Source organism: Arthrobacter sp. Helios, assembly GCF_023167125.1.
Classification (GTDB): Bacteria; Actinomycetota; Actinomycetes; order Actinomycetales; family Micrococcaceae; genus Arthrobacter_B; species Arthrobacter_B luteolus.
Map to the genome: position 1 here is coordinate 1,735,436 of NZ_CP095402.1, position 24,462 is coordinate 1,759,897.

Consider the following 24,462-nt stretch of genomic DNA (forward strand, 5'->3'; position numbering starts at 1 on the left):
CCGGGAGGGATATCAGCGCATACCCTCCCGGCGGATGGCGGTGGAGATCGCGGCTGCCCGGCTCTCCACTCCCAGCTATGCGTAAATGTGGGCCAGATGGGTCTTCACCGTGGCCTCTGAGATAGACAGGCGCCGGCTCTGCACCGCGCCCCCGCACCGCCGCAAAGATCTCTTCCGGAGACGCGACCTTGAGCAGGTATCCCATGGGTCCGGCAGCGCCGTCGTCATGGAAATCCAGCGTGAAAGTTTCCGGCAGGAAACCCCGGGTGACGGTGGCGCTGGCCGCAGAGGTGTGCAGCGGCGTATTGGCGGCAGCACTCTGGACCATCCGCAGCAGGGCATGCCGGACGACGGCACCAATTTCCCGCGGTTCACCGCGGATCGTCATCAACGCCGTGTGTGCCGGTGAGCCACGTCAACAACCTGGGCTGGACAGCACTGCAGGAAGCCGTGCTGCTCAACAGCGGCGGTCCCCGCCCTGCAGGACATCCTCAGCCAGCTCCTGGCAGCCGGAGCCGATCCAGGTATCCGTGATCCCCAGGGCCGGACGGCGCTGGAGAACGCGGAACGGCTGGGATTCACTCAGCTGGCGGAGATCATCCGGGCGGAAACCCGCCCGGCCCAGTGACTAGTTGAAGGCGGGGTCCTCGGTGCGGCTGCGCTTGATTTCGAAGAAATGCGGGTTGGAAGCCAGCAGCAGGGCGCCGTCGAACATCTTGCCTGCCTCTTCCCCGCGCGGGATGCGGGTGAGGACCGGGCCGAAGAACGCGGTGCCGTTGAACGCCACCACGGGCGTTCCGACGTCGTCGCCCACCTTGTCGATGGCTTCCTGGTGGGAAGCGCGAAGCTGGGTATCGTACGTATCGCTGGCAGCAAAGCGGGCCAGGTCCGCGGGAAGTTCCACTTCAGCCAGGGACTTAGAGATCACTTCGTCGAAGTCTTTGATGCCCTGGTCGTGGATCCGGGTACCCATGGCATCGTAGAGCTTCTTGATGTATTCCGATCCGTGCAGCTCAGCGGCCGCGATGATCACGCGCACCGGACCCCAGGCCCGGTCGATGCGTTCCCGGTAGGCTTCCGGAAGCTCGCGGCCCTCGTTGAGGACCGACAGGCTCATCACGTGCCATTCGGTCTGCACATCCCGGACCTTCTCCACCTCGCCCATCCAGCGGGACGTGATCCAGGCGAAGGGACAGGTCGGGTCGAACCAAAAGTCGGCTGTCGCGGTATTTTCGGGCACGTGGACACTCCTAGGCATGGTCGTACTGGGGTTGGTGCTGTGATCGCTAGGCGGACTTGTTGCGCCGCTTGGCGATGACATCGTGCGAAATCAGGGTGGGATCGGCTTTCTCCGTCACGGCTTCGCGGCTGATCACCACGCGGGCGATGTCCTCGCGGCTCGGGAGGTCGAACATAACCGGCAGGAGCACCTCTTCGAGGATCGCCCGCAGGCCGCGGGCACCGGTGCCCCGCTCGAGCGCCTGGTCCGCGATGGCTTCCAGCGCTTCGGTGTCGAAGGCAAGTTCGATACCGTCCAGCTGGAACATCTTCTGGAACTGCTTGACCAGGGAGTTTTTGGGTTCCGTAAGGATTTGGATCAGCGCGGTACGGTCCAGGTTGGACACGGTGGTGATCACCGGCAGCCGGCCGATGAATTCAGGAATCAGCCCAAATTTCAGCAGGTCCTCGGGCATAACATCCGCGTAGGAATCGGTACCCTTGCTGGTCTCGTTCAGGGGTGCGCCGAAGCCGATCCCCTTCCGTCCGGAGCGCGAGCCAATGATCTCTTCCAGTCCCGCAAAGGCTCCGGCGACGATGAAGAGGACGTTGGTGGTGTCAATCTGGATGAATTCCTGGTGCGGATGCTTCCGGCCGCCCTGCGGCGGAACGGAGGCCACGGTGCCTTCCAGGATTTTCAGCAGCGCCTGCTGCACGCCTTCACCGGAGACATCCCGCGTGATGGAGGGGTTTTCGCTCTTCCGCGAGATCTTGTCGATCTCGTCGATGTAGATGATCCCCTGCTCGGCCTTCTTGACGTCGTAGTCGGCGGCCTGAATGAGCTTGAGCAGGATGTTCTCGACGTCCTCGCCAACATAACCGGCTTCGGTCAGGGCGGTCGCATCGGCGACGGCAAACGGCACATTCAGGCGGCGTGCCAGAGTCTGGGCCAGGTACGTCTTGCCGCAGCCGGTCGGACCAATCAGCAGGATGTTGGACTTGCCAATTTCGACGTCTTCGGTGCCGACGGTATCCGCCAGGCTGCCTGGACCGCGGCTGGCATGGCCAGACTGAATGCGCTTGTAGTGGTTGTACACGGCGACGGCGAGGGAACGCTTGGCCGGTTCCTGGCCAATAACGTACTCCTGCAGCGAGTCAAAGATCTCGCGGGGCTTGGGCAGGACAAACGAATCGCCCTCGGCTACTTCAGAGAGCTCTTCCTCGATGATCTCATTGCAAAGTTCGATGCACTCATCGCAGATGTAGACGCCGGGGCCGGCTATGAGCTTGCGCACCTGCTTCTGGCTCTTTCCGCAGAAAGAGCACTTGAGCAGATCTGCGCTCTCACCAATGCGAGCCATAATTCTGTCCCCTTTAGATGGTCCTTCGTCAGCGGTTTAGGTATCGGTGCAAATACGTGCCGGAAGGAAAAGCGTGCCAGTCACCATGATCCACTCTAGGACACTTGGGTGCGGTAATCAGCAACCAGAAGCCCGTGGTGCGGATTTTCCGCTCCACGGGCTTCCTGGCGCCGACGGGGCCGGTACCGCACCGCCGTCGGCTCAGCCGGCAGGCGGTGCGGCAGCAAACCCCATCAGGCCTTGTTGATTGCGGGGGTCTTGATCTTGCGGGAGTCGAGGACCTGGTCGATCAGGCCGTACTCCAGGGCACCCGCCGCGGTGAGGATCTTGTCGCGCTCAATGTCCCGGTTCACTTCCTCAGAGGACTTGTTGGAGTGCAGTGCCAGGGTATCCTCCAGCCAGGTACGCATCCGCATGACTTCTGCGGCCTGGATTTCCAGGTCCGATGCCTGCCCGCGTTCGCCGCCGCCAAGCGCCGGCTGGTGGATGAGCACACGGGCGTTGGGAAGGGCGAGCCGCTTGCCGGGGGTGCCGGCAGCGAGCAGCACGGCGGCAGCGCTGGCTGCCTGGCCGAGGCAGACCGTCTGGATCTCCGGGCGGATGTACTGCATGGTGTCGTAGATGGCCGTCATGGCCGTGAACGATCCGCCGGGAGAGTTGATGTACAGGGTGATGTCCCGGTCCGGATCCGTGGATTCCAGGACCAGGAGCTGGGCCATAACGTCATCTGCCGACGCGTCGTCAACCTGGACGCCGAGGAAGATGATGCGGTCCTCAAAGAGCTTGGTGTAAGGGTCCTGGCGCTTGAAGCCGTAAGGCGTGCGCTCTTCGAACTGAGGCAGGACATAGCGGCTGGACGGCATCTGCGTTGCCATGCTGCCCGGGGTTCCGAAATTGTGATTCATTGCTTTACTCCTGAAGTCTGTGGTGCGCTGGCCGGCCGCGGGTGGTTATTCCTGCTCGCCATCCAGGTCCTGGTTGGTTCCGCCGCCGCCGGTGACGCCGCCGGCGTGGGCAGAGATCTTGTCGAAGAAGCCGTAGGCGAGGCCCTCTTCAGCGGTGAACCACTTGTCGCGGTCATTGTCCTTCAGGATCGTCTCGACGCTCTGTCCGGTCTGCTCTGCAGTCAGCTCGGCCATAACCTGCTTCATGTGCAGGATCAGCTCAGCCTGGATGCGGATGTCAGACGCGGTGCCGCCGATGCCGCCGGACGGCTGGTGCATCAGGATGCGGGCGTGCGGGGTGGCGTAACGCTTGCCCTTGGTGCCGGAGGACAGCAGGAACTGTCCCATCGAGGCGGCCAGGCCGGTGGCAACGGTCACGACGTCGTTCGGAATGAACTGCATCGTGTCGTAGATGGCCATACCGGCGGTCACGGAGCCGCCGGGAGAGTTGATGTAGAGATAGATATCCTTCTCGGGATCCTCCGCGGAGAGGAGCAGGAGCTGGGAGCAGATCGCGTTGGCGTTGTCGTCCCGGACTTCCGAGCCGAGCCAGATGATCCGTTCCTTCAGCAGCCGGTTGTAGATGTAGTCATCCCGGCTGGCCGGGTCCACAGTAGCCATAGTGGGTGTGCTGGGTGCATTTGCCATACTGAGTGACCTCTCGCTCTGGCGGTAAACGGGTCCGCTTCGCACCGGACCGGCCTCCGCCGTTTATCTCTCCTTGGACACTAACCTCTCCAACGCGGCTTTTGCTCCCGTTACGTGCGCTGTTCGCTGACGGCGCACGGTGGGCGGCGCGGCTGGTGGACCGCAACGGCACGGCTCCGGCCTGCGGGTTAAGCAGCCGGAGGGGTAAAGCACGGACCCGGTTAAAGCAGGAAGCGCCGCAGCCCAAAGGCTGCGGCGCTTCGTGTCCGGACAAGCCGGGCGGGAAAAGGCTAGGCCTTATCCCCGGTGCTCTCTTCTGCTGCTTCGTCGCTGGACTCGGCAGCTGCTTCTTCGCCTTCCGGGCGGACGAATGCGCTGAGATCGACCTCGGCACCGGTGGTGTCGGTGACCTTGGCCAGTTCCAGGACCTTTGCGAGGGCCTTGCGGCGGCGGACTTCGCCAACCATCATCGGAACCTGTCCGCCCTGGTCGATCAGCTGGGCGAACTGGTTCGGATCCATGCCGTACTGGCTGGCCATGGAGACGATGTAGTCGATGAGCTCGTTCTGGTTGACCCCGACCTCTTCCTTGTCCGCCACGGCGTCAAGGATGATTTCGTTCTTGAACGCCTGCTCGGTGTTGGTGCGGATCTCGGCGCGGTGTTCTTCCGTGTCGTGATCCTCGCCTGCAGCGTGCTCGGTGTCAGAGTTGAAGTGCTGCTCAAGCTGCTCTTCGATGACGGATTCCGGAACCGGAACCTCAACCATTTCCAGGAGCTTCTCCAGGACCTTGTCGCGGGCTTCCACGCCCTGCTCCATGACCTTGGACTCGGCCGCGCGCTTGGCCAGGTCTTCGCGGAGTTCAGCGATGGTGTCGAATTCGCTGGCAAGCTGGGCGAAATCGTCGTTGGCCTCGGGCAGCTCGCGCTCCTTGACGGCCTTGACCGTAACGGTCACCTCGGCGTCGGATCCTGCGTGCTCGCCGCCGGCAAGCTTGGTGTTGAACGTTGCGGACTCGTCCGTGGACAGGCCGGTAACTGCTTCGTCCATGCCTTCAAGCATGGTTCCTGCGCCAACCTGGTAGGACAGATCTGCGGCCGAATCGACCTCTTCACCGTCAACCTTGGCGACCAGGTCCATGGTGAGGAAATCGTTGTCTGCGGCCGGGCGGTCGACGGACTTCAGTGTGCCGAAGCGGCCACGCAGCTCGTCCAGTGCCTTCTCGATGTCCGCGTCGCCGGCTTCTGCAGCCTCGACGGTGACCTCAATGCCGGCGTAATCCGGGAGCTCGATTTCGGGGCGGATATCCAGCTCGACGTTGAAGACCAGCTGACCTTCGTTGGAGGTCGGATCCGGCACTTCGCTGATTTCCACCTCAGGGCGGCTGAGCGGGCGAATGCCCGTTTCCTGGACCGCTGCCTGGTAGAAGCCGTTGAGGCCCTCATTGATGGCGGTTTCCAGGACATAGCCACGGCCAACGCGCTGATCGATGAGCTGGTTGGGGACCTTGCCCTTGCGGAAGCCCGGGACCTGCACCTGGGTGGCGATGGTCTTGTAGGCCTCGTCGATGCTCGGCTTCAGTTCCTCAAGCGGAACTTCGACGTTGAGCTTTACCCGCGTGGGTGTGAGGTTTTCTACAGCGCTCTTCACAGCGTTAGTTCTCCTGAGGGGTCTGGGGTTGATCTGCACCGTCGTTTATACAGAGTCGGGGTGACAGGATTTGAACCTGCGACTTCCTGCTCCCAAAGCAGGCGCTCTTCCAAGCTGAGCTACACCCCGTCAGTGCACCTGACAGCCTACCGGCATTGCAAGTCCGATGCACAATTCCGGGATGCCGAACCCCTGTTGAACGCCTGATCCCGGTGGGGACACCACCGATTATTCATCCGCCGAAAAGCCGTGCTAAGGTAAATTCTGCCTTACGGCGCCGGGGATGTAGCTCAATGGTAGAGCCTCAGTCTTCCAAACTGATTACGCGGGTTCGATTCCCGTCATCCCCTCCATCAGAAAATCCCTTCAAAACGGTCCCTGTCCCTCCCCGCGAGCAACTGCCCGCAGGAGGAACAGGGACTTTTTTGTGCGTCGTTTTTGTGCATCCTGACGCCTATTCCTGCTGGCAGGCCGGACACCAATAGAGTTTCCGGGCAGCCATCTCCGTCATGGCAACCTCGCTGCCGCAGATCCGGCACGGAAGACCCTGGCGTTTGTAGACATAGTGCGCCTCCCCCGTGGGAACGGGCACGCCACGGTCGCCGCGGTGCTCCTGGCGCGTCGTAACAATTCGACCTGCAGCCACGCCGTCGCCCATGACAGACACGACGTCGTTCCAGAGTTCCAGCGCCTGTTCGCTGCACAGCGCTTTCCCCGTCCGCCATGGGGAAAGCCGCTGGCGGAAAAGAACTTCTGCGCGGTAGACATTGCCAACCCCGGCCAGCACTTCCTGGTTCATAAGCAGCAGGCCAACGGGTGAGGCCCGTGTGGTCAGACGCCGCACGAATTCCTCCGGATCGGTGTTCGGCTGCAGCGGATCCGGCCCCAGCTTCGCCAAGGCAGTCCGCTGCTCCCCGGGTGTAATGACCTCGCACGCCGTCGGACCGCGGAGATCGGCCCACCCGTGTTCGGAGACCAGACGCACCCGGACCGCTCCCTTGGGCGGCGGCGGGCCGGCGTAAGTTCCGCCGCCGCCGTCGTCGTCAGCCAGCTCCCGCTCCCCCACCCTGCGCGGGGCACCGATGCTGGAGGCACCGCGGAAAGTCTCGTCCCCGCCGAAGTCGAACGCTCCGTAGAGCCCCAGATGGATCCGCAGGAACAGTTCATTGTCGAATTCCAGGAACAGCTGCTTGCCGTGGGCGGCGGCTGCCACCAGGGTCTGCCCATCCAGCCGGGCGGCGCCAGCGGCGAACCTGCCCTGGGGGCTGGAGACAGAAAGCCGCTGCCCGGCAAACACCGAGGTGAATTGCCGGGCGAGGCGGTGGATGGAGTGGCCTTCGGGCATCAGCTGGCGGCGATGCTGCCGGTGACTTCATACTCGGCAATCTGCGCGATGCGGCGGATGTGCCGCTCAGCATCGCTGAAAGGCTCTTCCAGGAACGCGTCAATGATCTCCGTTGCCTCCGCCAGGGAATGCTGGCGGCCGCCCACCGCCACGACGTTGGCATCGTTGTGCTGGCGTGCCAGGCGGGCTGTGTCCAGGTTCCAGGCCAGCGCCGCACGGACACCGCGGACCTTGTTCGCGGCGATCTGCTCGCCGTTGCCCGAACCGCCCAGGACGATACCCAGCGCGCTGACCCCCGATTCCTGGTCCACGATGACGGCTGCGGCGGCATTAATGCAGAACGCCGGGTAATCGTCCTCGGCATCGTATTCCTGTGGCCCGTGGTCTACGACGTCGTAGCCCTTGGCGGCGAGGTGCTCCTGCAGGTGTGCTGAAAGCTCGAGCCCGGCATGGTCGGTTGCGATGTGGACGCGCATTGGTTTCCGTTCATTGGAAGGTGGAAGGACTGCCACGTCAAGCCTAACTTTTTTGGCGCTGCCACTCCCAAACCGGTAACGCTGACGCGATGGCGGCCGATAGCAGAGAGTGCAGGCGGTTTCGCTGGGACATGGGATCCACCCGGCAGCTCCGGTCAACGGAGAGTCCCGGCAGGACCGCAGCCCCGGAACCGGAGTCGACACGCTATGCAAGGACCGCCATGAAAACCGGAAAACTCGCCCTTCTTGCGGCACTGATGTCCGCGCTGACGCTGGGCGGCCTGGCCGCGCCTGCTGCCGCGCTGGCACCGACAGTTCAGGCGACGGACCCGGCTGGAGAAGCCCTCTCTGAGACAACCGGGCCCGCGGACCCAAGCCAACCGGCACCCGTATCCGAAACGCCTGCTTCGGTTCCAGGAGCGTCTGGGGTGCCCGGCGAAGCCGTCCTGCCCTCAATGGAGGCCTCCATTCCTCCGGCCGGGGTGGCTGAAACGGCGGAGAGCGCCGGTGAGCCCGTGGATGACGGCTACGAATACGTTCCGGTAGGTGAAGGCCATGTCGTCCCGGGCCCGGACTCGCCCCTGATCACCGAAGCAGATGGAAGTGTTCGGCCGGCTGTCGAGACGACGGAAGAGCATGCGTCTTCCGCCCGAAGCGTGGATGGTCCGGCCAGCATGCTCTCGGCCGCGGCCAGAGCCGGAAACATCAAGGTAACGCTTGTCCGGGCGACAGTGCATGGCAACGGCAGCCTGGTGGACCTGAATGCGGCTCGAAACTCCATTTCCAGTGCCAATGCCTACTGGCGGACCATGTCCAGCAACCGGCTCTCCATGTCGATCGTCTCCGAGAAGGTGCATTACAGCGCCTCCGCATACGCAAGCGACGACTACGCCACGATGATGAACAAAATCGCACGCGAGCTGAAGTGGGTGGATAGCCCCTACACCGCCTTGGTGGTGTTCGTGCCGACTGCGGATCTTAACTCCGGCGGCTACGGCGGTATCCTCGGCGGCGGGTGGACGACCGGTGGTACCGCGGGCCGGATTCTGATGCCCGCGCCGTCGTCGTTCACTAACAACGTTGTCACGCACGAGGTAGGCCACGTCCTGGGGCTGCTGCACGCCAACAGCCTGCAATGCACCAACGGCCGGTCAGACGTCAGCCGGGCCGCGAACGGGCGGTGGAGCGATGGAGCCTGCAGCAGCCGCGAATACGGCGACACCACGGATCTGATGGGTTCGGCCCAATACAACCAGCCGGTGATCAACTCCTACTTCTGGGATGTAGGCAAGTTTGGCAACGGAAACGAAATCCTGAACGCCGGCCGGATCACCGGCTCGAAGACCTATACGCTCCGGCCCTGGGGCGGATCCAGCGTCAACCGCGCGGTGAAGTTCACCGATCCCGCATCCGGTGAGGTGTACTACTTGGAGCTGCGCCAGCCGGCTGGATACGATCAGCACCTCGAGTGGGGACCTGCCGGCAACCGCGGCGTCAAAATCGTCAAGGCGGACGCCGTCAACACCTGGTCGGTCTTTTCCCTCATCATTCCTCCCTCTACCCGGCCGTTCGCTGGTTACTACAACAACAACCACACGTGGCAGGCGGGTCAGACCTTCACGACGCACGCTGGAACCGAAGTACGGATCAATTCAGTCAGCGCGTCGTCGGCCTCCATCACCATCATTGGAGATGCCGCCGAGGGAGCTATCGCTGATGCCCGTGCGTCCAACCCGGCACTGGGCGCGGCCACTTCCCCGGTAGTCCGCGGGATAAAGGACTCGGGCGCCTATCAGAACTTCCAGGGGGGAGCCATCCTCTGGAGCAAAGCGACCGGAGCCCAGGTCTCCCTTAATGGTGCCTTCCGCGATGCCTACCAGAGTTACGGCTTCGAAACCGGTGCCCTCGGCTACCCCACCAGCGGCGAAGTCAGCATTCCCGGCGGCGGCAAATTCCAGGACTTCCAAGGCGGAGCCATCCTCTGGACCAAAACCACCGGAGCCCAGGTCTCCCTCAAAGGACCCATCCGCGACGCCTACCAAAAACAAGGCTTCGAAGCCGGCGCCCTGAAATACCCCACCAGCGGCGAAGTCAACATCCCCGGCGGCGGCAAATTCCAGGACTTCCAAGGCGGAGCCATCCTCTGGACCAAAACCACCGGAGCCCAGGTCTCCCTCAAAGGACCCATCCGCGACGCCTACCAAAAACAAGGCTTCGAAGCCGGCGCCCTGAAATACCCCACCAGCGGCGAAGTCAACATCCCCGGCGGCGGCAAATTCCAGGACTTCCAAGGCGGAGCCATCCTCTGGACCAAAACCACCGGAGCCCAGGTCTCCCTCAAAGGACCCATCCGCGACGCCTACCAAAAACAAGGCTTCGAAGCCGGCGCCCTGAAATACCCCACCAGCGGCGAAGTCAACATCCCCGGCGGCGGCAAATTCCAGGACTTCCAAGGCGGAGCCATCCTCTGGACCAAAACCACCGGAGCCCAGGTCTCCCTCAAAGGACCCATCCGCGACGCCTACCAAAAACAAGGCTTCGAAGCCGGCGCCCTGAAATACCCCACCAGCGGCGAAGTCAACATCCCCGGCGGCGGCAAATTCCAGGACTTCCAAGGCGGAGCCATCCTCTGGACCAAAACCACCGGAGCCCAGGTCTCCCTCAAAGGACCCATCCGCGACGCCTACCAAAAACAAGGCTTCGAAGCCGGCGCCCTGAAATACCCCACCAGCGGCGAAGTCAACATCCCCGGCGGCGGCAAATTCCAGGACTTCCAAGGCGGAGCCATCCTCTGGACCAAAACCACCGGAGCCCAGGTCTCCCTCAAAGGACCCATCCGCGACGCCTACCAAAAACAAGGCTTCGAAGCCGGCGCCCTGAAATACCCCACCAGCGGCGAAGTCAACATCCCCGGCGGCGGCAAATTCCAGGACTTCCAGGGCGGAGCCATCCTCTGGACCAAAACCACCGGAGCCCAGGTTTCAAAGAACGGGCCTATCCGCACCGCGTACCAAAACCAGGGATTCGAAGCCGGACGTCTCGGCTATCCAACCAGCGGTGAGTATAAATCGGCTGGAAATACTGTCCAGGACTTTCAGGGCGGCCGCATTAGCCTGAGTTCCAATGGCAAGGTCACCGTCAGTTATAAGTAGCCCGGGGAGCCGGCCCCCTATCCGCTCCTACTTGGCAGAATGGCGCAAAGTGCGAGAATGTTGCAGTTATTCACTTGACGCCGTGCGGTTCTGAACGGACCGCCGGCTGCACTCTCCACTTCGAAAGGCTCTACCTTGCCAGGTATGAATCTCACCCGCACTGAAGCGCGTGAACGGGCAGAACTGATCGATGTCGAGTCATACGACATCAACCTCGATCTGACCCGCGGCGACGAAGTCTTCGGAAGCACCACCGTGGTGCGGTTCTCGGCGGCCCAGGGCGCCTCCACTTTTATCGACGCTGTCACGGCGAACATCCACCGGATCACGCTCAACGGCGTCGGCCTGGATCCTCAAAAGGTGTCCGACGGCGTGCGCATCCAGCTGCCCAACCTGGCCGCTGCCAACGAGCTCGTGGTGGAAGCCGACGCGTCCTACATGAACACCGGCGAAGGGCTGCACCGCTTCGTGGACCCGGTGGATAGCGAGGTTTACCTCTATTCACAGTTCGAGGTCCCGGATTCGCGGCGCGTCTTCGCCGTCTTCGAGCAGCCCGACCTCAAGGCCAGCTTCCGGTTCACCGTCACCGCCCCCGCGCACTGGGATGTCATCTCCAACTCCCCCACACCGGAACCGGTTGCCGCCGACGCCGCCGACACCGAGCACCCGCGTGCCACCTGGTCCTTCGAGCCGACTCCGCGGATTTCTTCCTACATCACCGCGCTGATCGCCGGCCCGTACCAGTCCGTCCGGTCCGAACTCACCAGTTCCGACGGCCGCACCATCCCGCTGGGCGTGTTCGCCCGCCGTTCCCTGATGGAATACCTCGACGCGGAGAACATCTTCGAACTCACCCGGCAGGGCTTCGCGTTCTACGAGGCGCAGTTCGGCACGCCGTACCCCTTCGAGAAGTACGACCAGCTGTTTGTGCCGGAGTTCAACGCCGGAGCCATGGAGAACGCCGGGGCTGTCACCTTCCTGGAAAGCTACGTCTTCCGCTCCCGCGTGCCGGATGCCACGGTGGAGCGGCGCGCCATCACGATCCTCCACGAACTGGCCCATATGTGGTTCGGAGACCTGGTCACGATGCGCTGGTGGAACGACCTCTGGCTGAATGAATCTTTCGCCGAGTTCATGTCCGCCCTTGCCGCTGCCGAAGCAACCGAGTTCAAGCAGGCGTGGACCACGTTCGCGTCCATGGAGAAGGCCTGGGCTTACCGCCAGGACCAGCTGCCCACGACCCATCCGATCGTCGCAGAGATCCGCGACCTGGAAGATGTCCTGGTTAATTTCGACGGCATCACCTACGCCAAGGGCGCCTCCGTCCTGAAGCAGCTGGTGGCCTGGGTGGGCCAGGACAAATTCATGCAGGGAGTGCGGGAGTACTTCGGGAAGCATGCCTGGGCCAATACCGAGCTCGCGGACCTCCTCTCCGAGCTTGAGGCAGCCAGCGGCCGTGACCTGGGCGAGTGGTCCGCCAAGTGGCTGGAAACGGCCGGGGTCAACACCCTGCGTCCGGAGCTGGAAGTAAACGACGACGGCGTCATCATGTCCTTCGCGGTCCGCCAGACCGCCGTCGCTGACTACCCCACCCTGCGCCCGCACCGCCTGGCCATTGGGTTCTATGACGCGGATGAAGATGGAAAGCTGCGCCGCAGCCACCGCATTGAACTGGACGTCGACGGCGAACTCACCGACGTGCCGGAACTGTCCGGACGCGCCCGCCCGGACCTGCTGCTGCTGAACGACGACGACCTGGCCTACGCCAAGATCCGCCTCGACGACGCCTCCTGGCGGCTGGCTACCCGCAGGCTCCGCGACATTGCGGATTCCCTGCCGCGCACCCTGGTGTGGGCCTCCGCGTGGGATGCTGCGCGCGACGGTGAAATCCCCGCCCGCAACTATGTGGAACTGGTCCTGCAGAACATCGCCTCCGAATCGGATTCCTCTGTGGTGCAGGTGCTGCTGCGGCAGCTGGCGACCACGCTAACGTTCTATGTGGCACCGGAGGACCGGCAGCCGATGACCGCTGCCGCAGCGGACAGCCTGTGGGACCTCAGCCGCGAAGCTGCCCCCGGATCCGATTCGCAGCTCCAGTTCGTCAAGGCTTTCGCTTCCCACGCTGAATCTCCGGAGCAGCTGGACACGGTGGCAGCGCTCCTCTCCGGCGATCTCACCCTGGACGGGCTGGAAGTCGATTCCGACCTGCGCTGGGAGCTGCTCACGGCCCTGGTGGCCGGAGGACGGATGGCGGAACCCGATATCACCGCCGAGCTGGAACGCGATGCCACTGCCACGGGCCAGCTGGCAGCGGCCGGTGCCCGCGCGGCCCTGCCGAGCGCTGATGCGAAGGCGGCGGCCTGGGACACGATTGTGGTCCGCTCCGATCTGCCCAACGCAGCCCAGCGCGCAGCGATCGGCGGGTTCAGCCGGGTCCATGACACATCCCTCCTGGAGCCCTATGCGGACCGGTACTTCGGGGCCCTCCGTGAGGTGTGGGCCTCCCGCACCCACGAGATCGCGCAGCAGATCGTCGTCGGACTCTACCCGTCCCGCCTGACCACCCAGGAAACGGTGGACCGCACCGACGCGTTCCTGGACTCCCTCGGGGATGAAGCGCCGGCCCTTCGCAGGCTGCTGCTCGAAAACCGCGACGGCGTTGTCCGCGCGTTGAAGGCGCAGGCCGCAGACCGCTAGGATCCTCTGCCCGTTGTCCTGGTGCCGCGGCTGCCTGTCCCGGCCAGGGGCCCCGCACGGTAGTTTGGAGCTGTGAATCTCTCTGAACACCGCTACGGTGTCTCCCTGGAATGGACCGGCAACCGCGGCACCGGCACGCAGACCTACCGCGGCTACGGGCGCGACCATGTGCTGCGGGCTGCGGGGCTGCCCGACCTGGCCGGGACCGCGGACCCGACCTTCCACGGTGACCGGGACCGGTGGAACCCGGAGCAGCTGCTGCTCTCGGCGCTTTCCCAATGCCATCTGCTTTCCTACCTGCACGTGGCGGTGAAGCACGGAATCAGCGTTGTGTCTTACGAGGACGACGCGGAGGGAACGCTGCGGCTGAACCGTGACGGCAGCGGCGAGTTCACATCCGTGCTGCTGCGGCCCCGGGTCCGCATCGCATCGGGTGACCCGGAGCTGGCGAATACCCTGCACGAGGAAGCGAACCGTGTGTGTTTCATCGCCCGCAGCGTAAACTTCCCCGTCCGGCACGAAGGCTCGATCCAGGCCTGATGCCAGCGGGTAATCTGGGAGTGGACCCCTCCCCGACTGCAAAGGACAACCCATACCCGTGCGCTTTCCGGCAACTACAGACACTGCAACCATCGAGATGACCGAATTCGATTTCTCCGGACTCCTCGAAGCCGGGATCATCGTCCTGGCCGGACTCGTGGCCTGGCTGGTCGCCCGCTACCTGATTTCCAAGGTCGTGGAGCGGGCGCAGAAGGGATCGGCGCTGTTCCGCACGGGCCGTCTCCGCTGGGCCCAGCCGGTGATGCGGAACCTCGATAACAAGCGGAGGGTACAGCGGGCTGACACCATCGGCGCCCTGCTGCGCAGTTCGGTCACGGTAGGTATCTGGACCGTCGTCATCATCATGGTTCTCGATGCCGTCGGTATCAACATCGCTCCGCTGCTGGCCAGCGTGGGTATTGTCGGCATCGCCCTCGGCTTCGGGGCGCGTGAACTCATCCGCGACGCTCTTGCCGGCTTCTTCATCACCATCGAAGACCAGTACGGGATCGGGGATGTCATCGAAGTCGGGGACACCACCGGAACCGTCCAGTCAGTGGGAATCCGTATCACCCGGATCGTGGATGAGCGCGGCGTCATCTGGTACATCCGCAATGGCGAGTTCGCCAAGGTGGGCAACCGTTCGCAGGGACGGTTCGTGGAACCGGATGCTGCCGCAGAACCCGTTGCTGGTGCTACAGCCGCGATGGCCAAGGAAGAAGAGAAGTAATGACCGAACAACCCCAGCGCCCGGCTTCCCTGCCCTTAACCGCAGCGAACCCCGGCACCGGCTTCAGCACGCCGGCCTATAACTTCTACGAGGCCGTCGGAGGCCATGACACGTTCGTGAAACTGGTGGACGTCTTCTACGCGGGTGTAGCGGAGGATCCGCTGATGCGGCCCATGTACCCCGAGGAGGATCTTGGGCCGGCGAAAGAGCGGCTGCTGATGTTCCTGGAACAGTACTGGGGCGGGCCCAAGACCTACGGCGAGCAGCGCGGGCATCCCCGGCTGCGGATGCGGCACATGCCGTTCCAGGTAACACCGGCTGCCCGGGATGCGTGGCTGCGGCACATGCGCGCCGCCGTCGATTCGCTGGAGCTTGCTCCCCTGCATGAGGCGACGCTTTGGGACTATCTGGACCGCGCCGCGCACTCCATGGTCAACTCCGCGTAGCCGGTTGCCCGCCTAGAACAGGAGCGACGGCGGACGCACCAGTACATGGCCACGGTCGGTGGAGAGCCGCAGCCACCGGCCGTTGCTGAACAGGGCCGCAGCGGCGCCCCCGGCAGGATCCGGAAGGAAACCCAGAGTCAAGGCCGCAAAAGCCGCGCCTGCGGGCAGCGCCGCTCCGAGACCGGGGATTGGTTCGCTCCACACCGGCCCCCGGACACTGCTCACGACGGCGGCTCCGGGCTGCCCGGGCATCCGCGCTGCCACTTCCCTGATCCCCCGGTGCGCTGTCTGCTCCAGCAGGGCCGCGGGAACGTCTGCCTCCCGCTGCCAGCCGCTCCGCGGAGCGGCGATTCCAGCCCAGCTTTCGGAAACCGTCATGGGCGGCACAGGCAGCCGGATATCATCGTCCTCCATCCGTGCCAGACGATCTGCCACTGCCGCCAGGGCCACCGTGGTGTCCAGCGCTGCCGCTTCAGCCAGCGGCATGGCGCGCATACCAAGGATGGTGGGCATGTCCTCACCCAGGATCCGCGGGCGCAGCACGCAGACATATGCAGCCAGAGTGTTGCCCACCGCCTGCAGCCGGATCGCGCCGTCATCGGCACTGCGTGCCCTGGTCACAAAGTTCTTCAAATCTGCGCGGACCTGCGGGTCGCCCAGCAGGAGGTTCTGCGCCTGCATCAGTTCACCGCCTCAGCCGCTGCTGTGCGGCGAAAGGGGACCGGACCGCCCCGCCAGTCTTCCAGGATCTGGCGTTGCCGGGTGGAGAGAGCCAAAGGGGCTCCGGTTTCCCGGCTGACCATCACCATGGCGGCCTCTGCGACGGCAAAAACCGTGCCGGTGTCCGTTTCGGCGTCGGACAGGCGGAAGCCATATGTGAGGCTTGATTCACCGACCCTGCTGACCCAGATCTCGATCCACACCAGCTCCTGCCGATAGGTCAGCGGCGTGCGGTATTCGATTTCCTGCCGTACCACCAGCGTCACCCCGGCCTCCGCCGTCACCGACCGGAAGGTCTCCGGCCCGCTGTTCGTCCCGTCGCCCGGCAGCGGAAGAAGCGACAGCCGGACCCTGGCTTCCTCAAGGAACTGAACATACCGGACATTGTTGACGTGACCATTGGAGTCCTCGTCGCCAAAGCGCAGCTGGATGGGAAAGCGGTGGATAGCCATGGCATCCATCCTCTCAGGTAGGTTCCGGCTAGCACGAAAGCTTGGTTCTGCGGCGGCGCGCACATTCGGTCCCTACGGCACCGAATGTTGGGCCTTGCGTGCAGGTACGTCTAATCTCAAAGATGGTCCCCGTGCCGGGACCGGAACTTTTACCGCCTGAGAACACTGCCTTCAAGGAGCAATAACCCATGGCATCAGCCGAGAATTTTGATCCGACTGCCGCGCTGATCGAGCTTCTGGATCTGAGCAATGCGGGCGGGGCAAAAACCGACGAGGATATCTTCGTTGGCGGTTCCCAGCACGAGCCGCGCAAGCGGGTCTTCGGCGGGCAGGTCCTTGGCCAGTCGCTGGTGGCCGCCGCGCGGACAGTTCCGGCCGACCGGCTCATGCATTCCATGCACGGCTATTTCCTCCGTCCGGGTGACACCGAAGTGCCGATCACTTTCGGAGTGGAGCGGCTCCGGGATGGCCGGTCCTTCTCGGCCCGCCGCACCCACGCCTACCAGAACGGCGTGCCCATCCTTTCCCTGATTGCCTCCTTCCAGGTGCCGGACGGCGGGCTCGACCATCAGGAGCCCATGCCCGAGGGGGTCCCCGACCCCGAGAGCCTGCCTACAACTGCGGACCTGCTGGCGTCTTTCGACCATCCGGTAGCCAAGGCCTGGTCCTACTACCGTCCGATGGACATCCGCCATGTGGATAAGCCCGTGTACTTCGAGACCGACCCTGAGCGGACGGCCCGCAACGCGGTCTGGATGAAGACCTTTGGCCCCATGCCCGATGACCAGAACCTGCACCGTGCTGCCCTGGCCTATGCCACCGACTACACGATCCTTGAGCCCGTCCTCCGCCGCCACGGCGTTTCCTGGGCCACCCGCGGCATGTCGGTAGCAAGCCTGGACCATGCCATGTGGTGGCACCGCCCGGTGCGCGTTGATGAATGGATGCTCTACGTCCAGGAGTCCCCCAGCGCTTCCGGCGCCCGCGGGCTGTCCACGGGCAGGATCTTCAACCGCGCAGGCCAGCTCGTGGCCACCATCGCCCAGGAAGGCATGATCCGGCTGCCGGACCCCGCCGGAGCCTGAGCCTTTCGACCGGTAAACGTAAAACGCCCCCGTCATTGACGGGGGCGTTTTACGTGGCTGCCTGCCCATTAGTGCCTCAGGCGGGCAGCGTATCGGCTCAGTCGCGGGTCAGGCGGCGGTGCGTCACGCGGTGCGGCTTGGCTGCATCGGCGCCGAGCCGTTCCACCTTGTTCTCCTCGTAGGACTCAAAGTTGCCTTCGAACCAGTACCAGTTGCCGGGATTCTCATCGGTGCCTTCCCAGGCAAGGATGTGGGTTGCCACCCGGTCCAGGAACCAGCGGTCGTGCGATACGACGACGGCGCAGCCCGGGAACTCCAGGAGCGCGTTCTCCAGGCTGGAGAGCGTTTCGACGTCGAGGTCGTTAGTGGGCTCATCGAGCAGGAGCAGGTTTCCGCCCTGCTTCAGGGTCATGGCCAGGTTCAGGCGGTTACGCTCACCACCGGAGAGCACACCCGCCTTCTTCTGCTGGTCCGGTCCTTTGAACCCGAAGGCGGAGACGTAGGCGCGGGACGGCATTTCGACCTGTCCGACCTGAATCCAGTCGTGTCCGTCGGAAACGACCTCCCACAGGCTCTTTTCCGGATCGATTCCGCCGCGTGACTGATCCACATAGGAAATCTTGACGGAGTCACCGATCTTGAGCTCACCGCCGTCGAGCTCTTCCATACCAACGATCGTCTTGAAGAGCGTGGACTTACCCACACCGTTCGGGCCGATCACGCCAACAATGCCGTTGCGCGGCAACGAGAAGGACAGGCCGTCAATCAGCTTGCGGTCGCCGAAACCCTTTTGCAGGTTTTTGGCCTCCAGCACCAGCGAACCCAGGCGCGGGCCCGGCGGGATCTGAATCTCCTCGAAGTCCAGCTTGCGGGTGCGGTCGGCTTCCGCTGCCATTTCTTCGTAGCGGGCCAGGCGGGCCTTGGACTTGGTCTGGCGGCCCTTGGCGTTGGAGCGGACCCAGTCCAGTTCCTCCGTGAGGCGCTTGGCCAGCTTCTGGTCTTTTTTGCCCTGCACTTCGAGGCGCGCGCGCTTCTTCTCCAAGTAGGTGGAGTAGTTACCCTCGTACGGGTAGAGGTGACCGCGGTCCACTTCGGCGATCCACTGGGCCACGTGGTCCAGGAAGTACCGGTCGTGGGTCACAGCCAGGACGGCGCCATGGTAGGCGGACAGGTGCTGCTCGAGCCAAAGCACGCTCTCCGCGTCCAGGTGGTTGGTGGGCTCATCGAGGAGCAGGAGGTCAGGCTTCTGCAGCAGAAGCTTGCAGAGCGCGACCCGGCGCCGCTCACCACCGGAAAGGAGGGTAACGTCGGCGTCGGCCGGCGGGCACCGCAGGGCATCCATGGCCTGTTCGAGCTGGGAATCAATGTCCCAGGCATCGGCAGCGTCAATGGCTTCCTGCAGCTTGCCCATTTCCTCCAGCAGGCTGTCGAAGTCCGCATCGGGCTCCGACATTGCCTCGGAAATTTCGTTGAAACGCTGGATCTTGGCGTAGATCTCGCCAACGCCCTCCTGGACGTTGCCGAGTACGGTCTTTTCCTCATTCAGCGGTGGTTCCTGGAGCAGGATGCCCACGGAGTATCCAGCACTGAGCCGGGCCTCACCATTGGAAGGGGTATCCAGTCCGGCCATGATCTTGAGGATGGTGGACTTACCGGCACCGTTAGGCCCCACCACACCGATCTTGGCGCCGGGGTAGAAGGACATGCTTACGTCGTCGAGAATAACTTTGTCGCCAACGGCCTTTCGGGCCTTGGTCATCGTGTAGATAAATTCCGCCATGCTCTCAGGCTAGTGTGTCGGTGCCACTAAGTGCCATTTGATGCACAGCCCGGCCGGTGCCCGGGAACCCCGGAACGGTGGAGCAGTCTGTTTTCTGTGTCCATCCGGCCGGAATCCCGGCGCTAACCCGCCGCAGCCCGGCTCTGTCTCTGCCCGGTACTGTCTCTGCCCCGACGTATCCCTGCCCGGCCCTACGTATCCTTGCCCGGCCCGATCTGTCGCTACCGGTCGTCTCCAAGGAGGCACTGCCCGCTTGAAAGCGCCGGCGCCACCGTCACTGTGACGTTTCCACTGCGGACTTCGCCCAGGACGCATTCCCCGCCCACCGGGGCCCCGGCAACGATGGAGTCCACGGCGAGACCGGTGGGGGTGATGTCCTGCGAGACGTCGACGGCGTCCAGGCTGAACCCTGCAGCGGCGTAGGCCTCCCGCACGGCGTTCCGGGAGGGAGAAGGGGTCTGTGCGGCGAGGGCCTCGAGCTCCGACTGCACAGCATCGGCTTCCGGAATTCTGACCGGAGCCGCACCGGTTCCTGCGCTGCTGCTGGATTCTGCCGGTGCCTGCTGCTGACCTTCCGCGGCCGGCCCTGCAGCCCCGCATCCGGACAGTCCCAGCACCAGACAGGCCAGCGCAGCCACGCCGGTGTACAGCGGCAGCTGCCTGGAGGTCCGGCTCCCCGAAGGAACCCGGGACTCCGAAGAAATCCGGGCCTCCGAAGAAAACCTGTTCAGGGGCGTCCTTCCCGCAAGCCCGGACTCGGCTCCCTGCTTCTGTGCATTCACCCCGTCATTCTGCCATGCACCGGGTTGCTCTGTGCCAATGACGTGTGGCCAGTGAGGTGTGTCAGTGACGTGTGCCAAGGAGAACTGATGACGTGAGCCAATGAGATGTGCCTTTAGGGCCCATCAGCGGGTGCGGGGCTGTGATGCGCCGAGACCGGCTGGGCTGGCTGAGGGCTGGGGCTGGGGCTGGGACTTAGTAAGCGGGCGCTGGCTCACTCCCCTCAGTTTCGACGGTGTCCGGGCTGAACCCAAGGCTGCCTTCGAGGCCCGGCCCAAACTCCTCGGTCCCCGTTGCCAGCAGTTCCCCGGTTTCCGGATCCACATCGCCAGGCATGTCGCCTGCGCTGTCCCCGGAGACATCCCGGAGGGGCGGCGCGGCGCTGACGTTCCGGCGGAAATTCGCGGTGCCCCACATCAAGTCGTGCCCTACCGAATCTGCGTCGATATCGACGGATGTACCGCTGCGTCCGCCTTCGGTGGCCCACTGCCGGACCCGGAGCCTGCCGGTAACGATGACGCGGTCCCCTTTGTGGATGCTCACGCCGGCGTTGGTGGCAAGTTGACGGAACATCGAGACCGAATACCAGTTCGTGTGCCCGTCAACCCAGAGGCTGGCCTCCCGGTCGAATCGCCTCTCGGTGGTGCACATCCGGAAGCCCGCGATCGCCAGGCCGCTTTCTGCCGTGGTGGTCCGGACCTCCGTCGCAACAAAACCGCGGAGGGTAATGGTGTCAGTCATGGGCTTCCCCTTCTGCTGCTGTCGGCGCCGGTACCGAACGCCGGAATGATTCCGGCGCGGTTGGCCGGTTCAGCCAGTGTGCCGGGATACGAGATCCGCAGTGGCAGCAGCGGCCGGACTGTGGATGCAGCTGAGCCGGCAGCCCCCACCGCACGGCTGGGGAGGACAGGTGGCAGCAAGGCGGCCTGATTCCCTGTCCGGTTAAGAGCAGAACCCTCCAGCCGCGGCGTCGCCGGGCTGAAGGCTTCAGAAGGTGCCCCCGGCGCGACTCGAACGCGCAACCTACGGATTAGAAGGCCGTTGCTCTATCCATTGAGCTACGAGGGCAGACCAATCGATGATACTACGCGTCTCCCGGCCCGGGCCGCAGCACTTCAGGCGCGGAAGAAGCCTTCTGTCCCCTGCCGCACGGAAAGGCACCAAAGGATCTCCCCGATCCGGATGCAGCAGGGGTGCACTGTGCTGAACCCCGGCCGTATCCGCTGCCGCCAACGCGGGGCAGACTCCGCGCCGAAAATATTTCGATGCTGCTGCATCCAAATACACATCACCGGAAGTAAAGGAGATGTAGGCCACAACAAAGCCGGTCCTCGAACCGGCAAAACCAGAGGAGAAAGCCATGCGCAGGACCGCCACACTATTCGCCGCAGCAGGACTGGCAGCCGGAGCAGGACTCGCCGCGGCTCCCGCAGCGTCAGCTGCGGATGACGCCCAGCTCTCAGTTTTCCACGCGGTTCCCGGCACCACCGTGGACGTGTACGTCAACGGCGCCCTGACCCTTGACGACTTCACTCCGGGCTCCATGGCCGGACCCCTGCCCCTGCCGGCCGGAAGCTATGAGCTGGCGATTACCGCAGCAGATGCCACAGACGCTTCCGCTCCCATCATCGGCCCGGTTTCCGCCAACCTCACAGCCGGCGGCAATTTCACCGCCGTCGCCAATCTGAGTGCGGACGGCACCCCAACAGCGAATGTGTACACCAACGACACGTCCACCATCTCCGCAGGCAAGGCCCACCTGACTGTCCGCCACGTCGCGGCCGCTCCTGCGGTCGATGTCCTGGCTAACGGCACCCCGGTGATCACCAACCTCGCCAACCCCGGGGAGAAGACTCTCCCAGTCGACGCCGGAACAATCTCGGCTTCCGTGGCGGCCGCGGGAACCACTGAGCCGGTGATCGGCCCGGCCGATCTCACGCTTCCCGAAGGCGTCCAAACGATCGTCTACGCGTGGGGATCCCTGGAGGAAGGCAATCTGGCGCTTGCCACGCAGACTATTGCCGGCATGGAAAGCGCCCCCAGCGCTGTGCCCGGAGCGCTTGCCGCAGAGACTGCCCCCGACGGAACGGTGTTCGCTGCCGCGGGTGGCCTGACCCTCATGGCATTGGCCGGAAGCGCTGTGCTGGTCCGCCGGCGCAACGCAGCCAAGGCAGCGGCAACCGGGACCGTCTCCCGCTGATACCGGCTGCTCCCCCGCGCCAGGCCGGCTAAGCCTGAAAAATCATGCGGGGTCTGAAGAGCATGAAAGGTCCGGAAGGTGCGGTGCAGCCCTCCCGCTGCACCGCACCTTGCGGCGCTCCGTTCGGAAGAAGGTCCGCCCGGCGAAGATCCGCAGCGCAACCCCAAACCCCAAACCCCAAACAGGACAGGACAGGTAAATGCATCAACCAGGAAGCGCCCGCCGATACCTCGCCGCCGCGCTGCTGGCGGCCGGGACGGTGGGATTGGGAGCCTGCGGCCCGGCACCGACCACGGGCAGCCCAGCGGCGCCCGCTGAAACTTCCACGGGCAGTCCGGCAGCATCCACCGCGGTCCCCACCACCCCGGCAGCAGCATCCACCGCTGCTCCGGGCAGCGCGCCAGGAGCCGGGCCGGCCGATATACCGATCCGCCAGGCCACTCCCGAAGCAGTGGAGTCCCTGGCGCAGCCGGTACGGGTGCAGGTTGCCGGAACCGGAATCGATCTTGAGGTAGTGCCCACCGGAGTGGAGGACAACGGTGCCATGACCATCCCGGATAACCATTACCAGGCCGGCTGGTACCGCTACGGCCCCGGGCCCGGGTCCCCGGCCGGATCCGTTGTCCTGGCGGCCCACGTGGATTCACGGACAGAGGCCCTGCCCATTGCGGGGCTGAAGGATGTCCCGGCGGGAACCCAGGTGACAGTGACGCTGGAAGACGGATCCGCCGTCGTCTACCAGACCGAAAAGGTCGAGAACATCGCCAAACGCTCACTCGACGGACACCGTCTCTTTGACCGCGCAGGGAGCCCGCTCCTGAAGCTGGTGACCTGTGGCGGCAGGTGGCTCGACACGGAAGACGACTATGAAGATAACGTTGTACTCACGGCTGCGCCGCTATCATAGGGACATTCCGCAGTACCTCCAGCACTGTAAAGCTGGCCAACGGCAGGAGAACGTCCCAGATGTCATCCGGTGCCACCGAGGGGGGCGACGTCCTCGACGGGGCTTTCGCCGCTGGTGAGGAGGCCGCACTCGCAGAGGCGTACCGCCGCTTCGCGCCGCTGATCCGCACCATGGCGCTTCGGCGTCTGCTGGATCCATCAGCAGCGGACGATGCGGTGCAGGAGGTTTTCATCCGTGCCTGGCGCTACCGGGAGAGCTATTCGCCGGACCGGTCAACCCTGGCGGCCTGGCTGGTTGGAATCTCCCGGAATGTCGCCGTGAGCATGACTGCGTCGCGGATCCGGGAAGATGACGTGCTGGAGGGCGCAGCTGCCCGGGACCAGCGCACCCCACACCTCGTGCCGGACCCGGAGAGCGTCGCGGACAAAGTAGTGCTCGACGCCGAACTCACCCGGCTGGGCGAGCCGCAGCACTCCATCCTCCGACTGGCCTTCCACGAAGACCTGACCCATCAGCAAATATCGGAGCGGCTCAAATTGCCCCTGGGAACCGTTAAGAGCCATATCCGCCGGGGACTCATCCAGCTGCGGCAACGATTGGAGGTCAGCGATGCACCTGCACGATGATGCATTGGCTCTCCTCGCGCTTGGTGAGGAGCCGACGGCGGAGGAGGCCGCCCATTTGGACGGCTGCGCCCGCTGCCAGGCCGAGGTACGGTCCTACGGCCGGGTTGTCCGCGCCGGGCGCAGCAGCGAAACACTCGACGGCTCGGTGCCGCCCCCGGAGGTCTGGGAAAACATCCATGCCGCCCTTGGCCTCGGACCGGAATTGCGCCGGGACCCACTGGCCGGCAGCCAGCCGGAGCAGCCGGTTTCCCTGGACAGTAAACGCCGCAGCCGCGCTGCCCGGTGGGTGGCCGCAGCCGCTGCCGCCGTCCTGATCGCCGGGGCGGCTACTTGGGGAATTGTCCGCAGCCAGGCGCCGCAGCCGGAAGTCCTAGCCTCCACAGTGCTGGAACCGCTGCCCTCCTACAGCGATGAAGGCACGGCAACCGTTGATCAGCTGCCCGACGGTGAGCGTGAACTCCTGGTCACGGCAAGCAGCAGCCAGGCAGAGGGCTACCGCGAAGTCTGGCTGATCTCGCCGGACATCACCTCCATGGTGAGCCTGGGCACCATGGAAGGGCGCGAGGCGCGGTTCCGCATCCCTGCCGGCCTGGACCTGTCTGCCTACCCGATTGTTGACATCTCGGATGAGCCGCTTGACGGCAATCCCGCCCATTCAGGTAATTCGATTCTTCGCGGCCAGCTGGAGCTCTGACAGTTATTCCAG

22 protein-coding genes, 3 tRNA genes and 1 pseudogene are annotated in these 24,462 nt (G+C 64.3%); 11 read left to right on the forward strand and 15 right to left on the reverse strand.

All coding sequences use genetic code 11. The annotated features are described in order from the left end of the window. Positions 1–12 precede the first annotated feature (12 nt). From ArtHe_RS07740 to ArtHe_RS07770, 7 genes and pseudogenes are all read right to left on the reverse strand, one after another. Positions 13–214, reverse strand: a pseudogene (locus tag ArtHe_RS07740) (LuxR C-terminal-related transcriptional regulator); the annotation flags it as partial. 414 nt (positions 215–628) lie between these two features. Next, on the reverse strand, positions 629–1,240 hold the full coding sequence (locus ArtHe_RS07745; RefSeq protein ID WP_246168599.1) for a disulfide bond formation protein DsbA: 612 nt from the start codon (positions 1,238–1,240) through the stop codon (positions 629–631). Positions 1,241–1,286: 46 nt separating this feature from the next. Then, entirely contained in the window at positions 1,287–2,579 is a 1,293-nt protein-coding gene (gene clpX, locus ArtHe_RS07750; RefSeq protein WP_066297194.1) for an ATP-dependent Clp protease ATP-binding subunit ClpX, read from the reverse strand. A gap of 233 nt (positions 2,580–2,812) precedes the next feature. Further along, positions 2,813–3,484 carry an ATP-dependent Clp protease proteolytic subunit gene (locus ArtHe_RS07755; RefSeq protein WP_248319481.1) on the reverse strand — a complete coding sequence of 224 codons (672 nt, stop codon included), beginning with the start codon at positions 3,482–3,484 and terminating at the stop codon, positions 2,813–2,815. A gap of 45 nt (positions 3,485–3,529) precedes the next feature. Continuing rightward, positions 3,530–4,144 (reverse strand): ATP-dependent Clp protease proteolytic subunit, encoded by a 615-nt coding sequence (locus tag ArtHe_RS07760; RefSeq protein ID WP_066297185.1) that lies wholly within the window; start codon positions 4,142–4,144, stop codon positions 3,530–3,532. Between the two features lie 317 nt (positions 4,145–4,461). Further along, a complete protein-coding gene (gene tig / locus ArtHe_RS07765; protein WP_248319482.1) occupies positions 4,462–5,820 on the reverse strand; it encodes a trigger factor in 1,359 nt (452 codons plus the stop codon). A 55-nt stretch (positions 5,821–5,875) separates the two neighbouring features. Continuing rightward, positions 5,876–5,949: transfer RNA gene (locus ArtHe_RS07770), tRNA-Pro, on the reverse strand. A 150-nt stretch (positions 5,950–6,099) separates the two neighbouring features. Between ArtHe_RS07770 and ArtHe_RS07775 the strand changes: the two genes are divergently transcribed. Further along, positions 6,100–6,173: transfer RNA gene (locus ArtHe_RS07775), tRNA-Gly, on the forward strand. A 101-nt stretch (positions 6,174–6,274) separates the two neighbouring features. On the opposite strand, the gene ArtHe_RS07780 is transcribed toward ArtHe_RS07775, so the two are convergent. Both ArtHe_RS07780 and ArtHe_RS07785 read right to left on the reverse strand, forming a co-directional pair. Beyond that, positions 6,275–7,165 carry a DNA-formamidopyrimidine glycosylase family protein gene (locus tag ArtHe_RS07780; protein WP_248319483.1) on the reverse strand — a complete coding sequence of 297 codons (891 nt, stop codon included), beginning with the start codon at positions 7,163–7,165 and terminating at the stop codon, positions 6,275–6,277. Beyond that, positions 7,165–7,641 carry a ribose-5-phosphate isomerase gene (locus ArtHe_RS07785; protein WP_248319484.1) on the reverse strand — a complete coding sequence of 159 codons (477 nt, stop codon included), beginning with the start codon at positions 7,639–7,641 and terminating at the stop codon, positions 7,165–7,167. Before ArtHe_RS07785 ends, ArtHe_RS07780 begins: the two co-directional genes overlap by 1 nt. Positions 7,642–7,862: 221 nt before the next feature. On the opposite strand from ArtHe_RS07785, the gene ArtHe_RS07790 reads away from it, so the two are divergent. From ArtHe_RS07790 to ArtHe_RS07810, 5 genes are all read left to right on the forward strand, one after another. Continuing rightward, positions 7,863–10,793: a zinc-dependent metalloprotease family protein gene (locus ArtHe_RS07790; protein WP_248319485.1), complete on the forward strand. Its 2,931-nt coding sequence runs from the start codon at positions 7,863–7,865 to the stop codon at positions 10,791–10,793. 144 nt (positions 10,794–10,937) lie between these two features. Then, positions 10,938–13,490 (forward strand): aminopeptidase N, encoded by a 2,553-nt coding sequence (gene pepN, locus ArtHe_RS07795; protein ID WP_248319716.1) that lies wholly within the window; start codon positions 10,938–10,940, stop codon positions 13,488–13,490. A gap of 72 nt (positions 13,491–13,562) precedes the next feature. After that, positions 13,563–14,030: an OsmC family protein gene (locus ArtHe_RS07800; protein ID WP_248319486.1), complete on the forward strand. Its 468-nt coding sequence runs from the start codon at positions 13,563–13,565 to the stop codon at positions 14,028–14,030. Between the two features lie 58 nt (positions 14,031–14,088). Continuing rightward, a complete protein-coding gene (locus ArtHe_RS07805; protein WP_248319487.1) occupies positions 14,089–14,760 on the forward strand; it encodes a mechanosensitive ion channel domain-containing protein in 672 nt (223 codons plus the stop codon). Next, complete coding sequence (locus tag ArtHe_RS07810; protein ID WP_248319488.1) at positions 14,760–15,206, forward strand: globin; 447 nt, start codon at positions 14,760–14,762, stop codon at positions 15,204–15,206. The genes ArtHe_RS07805 and ArtHe_RS07810 overlap by 1 nt, the downstream gene beginning before the upstream one ends. Before the next feature lie 12 nt (positions 15,207–15,218). Here the strand turns inward: ArtHe_RS07810 and ArtHe_RS07815 are convergent, their stop codons facing one another. Together ArtHe_RS07815 and ArtHe_RS07820 are read right to left on the reverse strand one after the other, a co-directional pair. Beyond that, positions 15,219–15,887, reverse strand: a complete 669-nt coding sequence (locus ArtHe_RS07815; RefSeq protein ID WP_248319489.1) for a hypothetical protein — start codon at positions 15,885–15,887, stop codon at positions 15,219–15,221. Then, positions 15,887–16,378: a thioesterase family protein gene (locus ArtHe_RS07820; protein ID WP_248319490.1), complete on the reverse strand. Its 492-nt coding sequence runs from the start codon at positions 16,376–16,378 to the stop codon at positions 15,887–15,889. Before ArtHe_RS07820 ends, ArtHe_RS07815 begins: the two co-directional genes overlap by 1 nt. Positions 16,379–16,566: 188 nt before the next feature. Between ArtHe_RS07820 and ArtHe_RS07825 the strand changes: the two genes are divergently transcribed. After that, positions 16,567–17,463, forward strand: a complete 897-nt coding sequence (locus ArtHe_RS07825) for an acyl-CoA thioesterase II (RefSeq protein WP_248319491.1) — start codon at positions 16,567–16,569, stop codon at positions 17,461–17,463. Positions 17,464–17,560: 97 nt separating this feature from the next. Here the strand turns inward: ArtHe_RS07825 and ettA are convergent, their stop codons facing one another. The 4 genes from ettA to ArtHe_RS07845 all read right to left on the reverse strand — a co-directional run bounded on the left by ettA (position 17,561) and on the right by ArtHe_RS07845 (position 21,091). Next, positions 17,561–19,243: an energy-dependent translational throttle protein EttA gene (gene ettA, locus ArtHe_RS07830; protein WP_066297162.1), complete on the reverse strand. Its 1,683-nt coding sequence runs from the start codon at positions 19,241–19,243 to the stop codon at positions 17,561–17,563. 221 nt (positions 19,244–19,464) lie between these two features. Next, positions 19,465–20,025: a hypothetical protein gene (locus ArtHe_RS07835; protein ID WP_248319492.1), complete on the reverse strand. Its 561-nt coding sequence runs from the start codon at positions 20,023–20,025 to the stop codon at positions 19,465–19,467. Between the two features lie 193 nt (positions 20,026–20,218). Then, the gene (gene ssb, locus ArtHe_RS07840) at positions 20,219–20,764 is read right to left on the reverse strand and encodes a single-stranded DNA-binding protein (RefSeq protein ID WP_248319493.1); all 546 of its coding nucleotides are present in this window, start codon (positions 20,762–20,764) and stop codon (positions 20,219–20,221) included. A 254-nt stretch (positions 20,765–21,018) separates the two neighbouring features. Further along, positions 21,019–21,091 (reverse strand) — tRNA-Arg (locus ArtHe_RS07845). A 292-nt stretch (positions 21,092–21,383) separates the two neighbouring features. Here ArtHe_RS07845 and ArtHe_RS07850 point away from each other — a divergent pair. From ArtHe_RS07850 to ArtHe_RS07865, 4 genes are all read left to right on the forward strand, one after another. After that, positions 21,384–22,223 carry a DUF4397 domain-containing protein gene (locus ArtHe_RS07850; RefSeq protein WP_248319494.1) on the forward strand — a complete coding sequence of 280 codons (840 nt, stop codon included), beginning with the start codon at positions 21,384–21,386 and terminating at the stop codon, positions 22,221–22,223. 199 nt (positions 22,224–22,422) lie between these two features. Beyond that, a complete protein-coding gene (locus ArtHe_RS07855) occupies positions 22,423–23,130 on the forward strand; it encodes a class F sortase (RefSeq protein ID WP_248319495.1) in 708 nt (235 codons plus the stop codon). Positions 23,131–23,189: 59 nt separating this feature from the next. Continuing rightward, the gene (locus tag ArtHe_RS07860) at positions 23,190–23,756 is read left to right on the forward strand and encodes a sigma-70 family RNA polymerase sigma factor (protein ID WP_248319496.1); all 567 of its coding nucleotides are present in this window, start codon (positions 23,190–23,192) and stop codon (positions 23,754–23,756) included. Then, positions 23,740–24,450 (forward strand): anti-sigma factor, encoded by a 711-nt coding sequence (locus ArtHe_RS07865; protein ID WP_248319497.1) that lies wholly within the window; start codon positions 23,740–23,742, stop codon positions 24,448–24,450. The genes ArtHe_RS07860 and ArtHe_RS07865 overlap by 17 nt, the downstream gene beginning before the upstream one ends. Positions 24,451–24,462: the final 12 nt, after the last annotated feature.

Bases quoted from the DNA above. Each gene is read 5' to 3' on its own strand.
- ArtHe_RS07815 (WP_248319489.1), bottom strand. From the start codon at position 15,887: ATGCAGGCGCAGAACCTCCTGCTGGGCGACCCGCAGGTCCGCGCAGAT.
- ArtHe_RS07790 (WP_248319485.1), top strand. From the start codon at position 7,863: ATGAAAACCGGAAAACTCGCCCTTCTTGCGGCACTGATGTCCGCGCTG.
- ArtHe_RS07760 (WP_066297185.1), bottom strand. From the start codon at position 4,144: ATGGCTACTGTGGACCCGGCCAGCCGGGATGACTACATCTACAACCGG.
- ArtHe_RS07820 (WP_248319490.1), bottom strand. From the start codon at position 16,378: ATGGCTATCCACCGCTTTCCCATCCAGCTGCGCTTTGGCGACGAGGAC.
- ArtHe_RS07860 (WP_248319496.1), top strand. From the start codon at position 23,190: ATGTCATCCGGTGCCACCGAGGGGGGCGACGTCCTCGACGGGGCTTTC.
- ArtHe_RS07755 (WP_248319481.1), bottom strand. From the start codon at position 3,484: ATGAATCACAATTTCGGAACCCCGGGCAGCATGGCAACGCAGATGCCG.
- ssb (WP_248319493.1), bottom strand. From the start codon at position 20,764: ATGACTGACACCATTACCCTCCGCGGTTTTGTTGCGACGGAGGTCCGG.
- ArtHe_RS07780 (WP_248319483.1), bottom strand. From the start codon at position 7,165: ATGCCCGAAGGCCACTCCATCCACCGCCTCGCCCGGCAATTCACCTCG.
- ArtHe_RS07785 (WP_248319484.1), bottom strand. From the start codon at position 7,641: ATGCGCGTCCACATCGCAACCGACCATGCCGGGCTCGAGCTTTCAGCA.
- clpX (WP_066297194.1), bottom strand. From the start codon at position 2,579: ATGGCTCGCATTGGTGAGAGCGCAGATCTGCTCAAGTGCTCTTTCTGC.
- ArtHe_RS07810 (WP_248319488.1), top strand. From the start codon at position 14,760: ATGACCGAACAACCCCAGCGCCCGGCTTCCCTGCCCTTAACCGCAGCG.
- ettA (WP_066297162.1), bottom strand. From the start codon at position 19,243: ATGGCGGAATTTATCTACACGATGACCAAGGCCCGAAAGGCCGTTGGC.
- pepN (WP_248319716.1), top strand. From the start codon at position 10,938: ATGAATCTCACCCGCACTGAAGCGCGTGAACGGGCAGAACTGATCGAT.
- ArtHe_RS07825 (WP_248319491.1), top strand. From the start codon at position 16,567: ATGGCATCAGCCGAGAATTTTGATCCGACTGCCGCGCTGATCGAGCTT.
- ArtHe_RS07865 (WP_248319497.1), top strand. From the start codon at position 23,740: ATGCACCTGCACGATGATGCATTGGCTCTCCTCGCGCTTGGTGAGGAG.
- ArtHe_RS07855 (WP_248319495.1), top strand. From the start codon at position 22,423: ATGCATCAACCAGGAAGCGCCCGCCGATACCTCGCCGCCGCGCTGCTG.
- ArtHe_RS07850 (WP_248319494.1), top strand. From the start codon at position 21,384: ATGCGCAGGACCGCCACACTATTCGCCGCAGCAGGACTGGCAGCCGGA.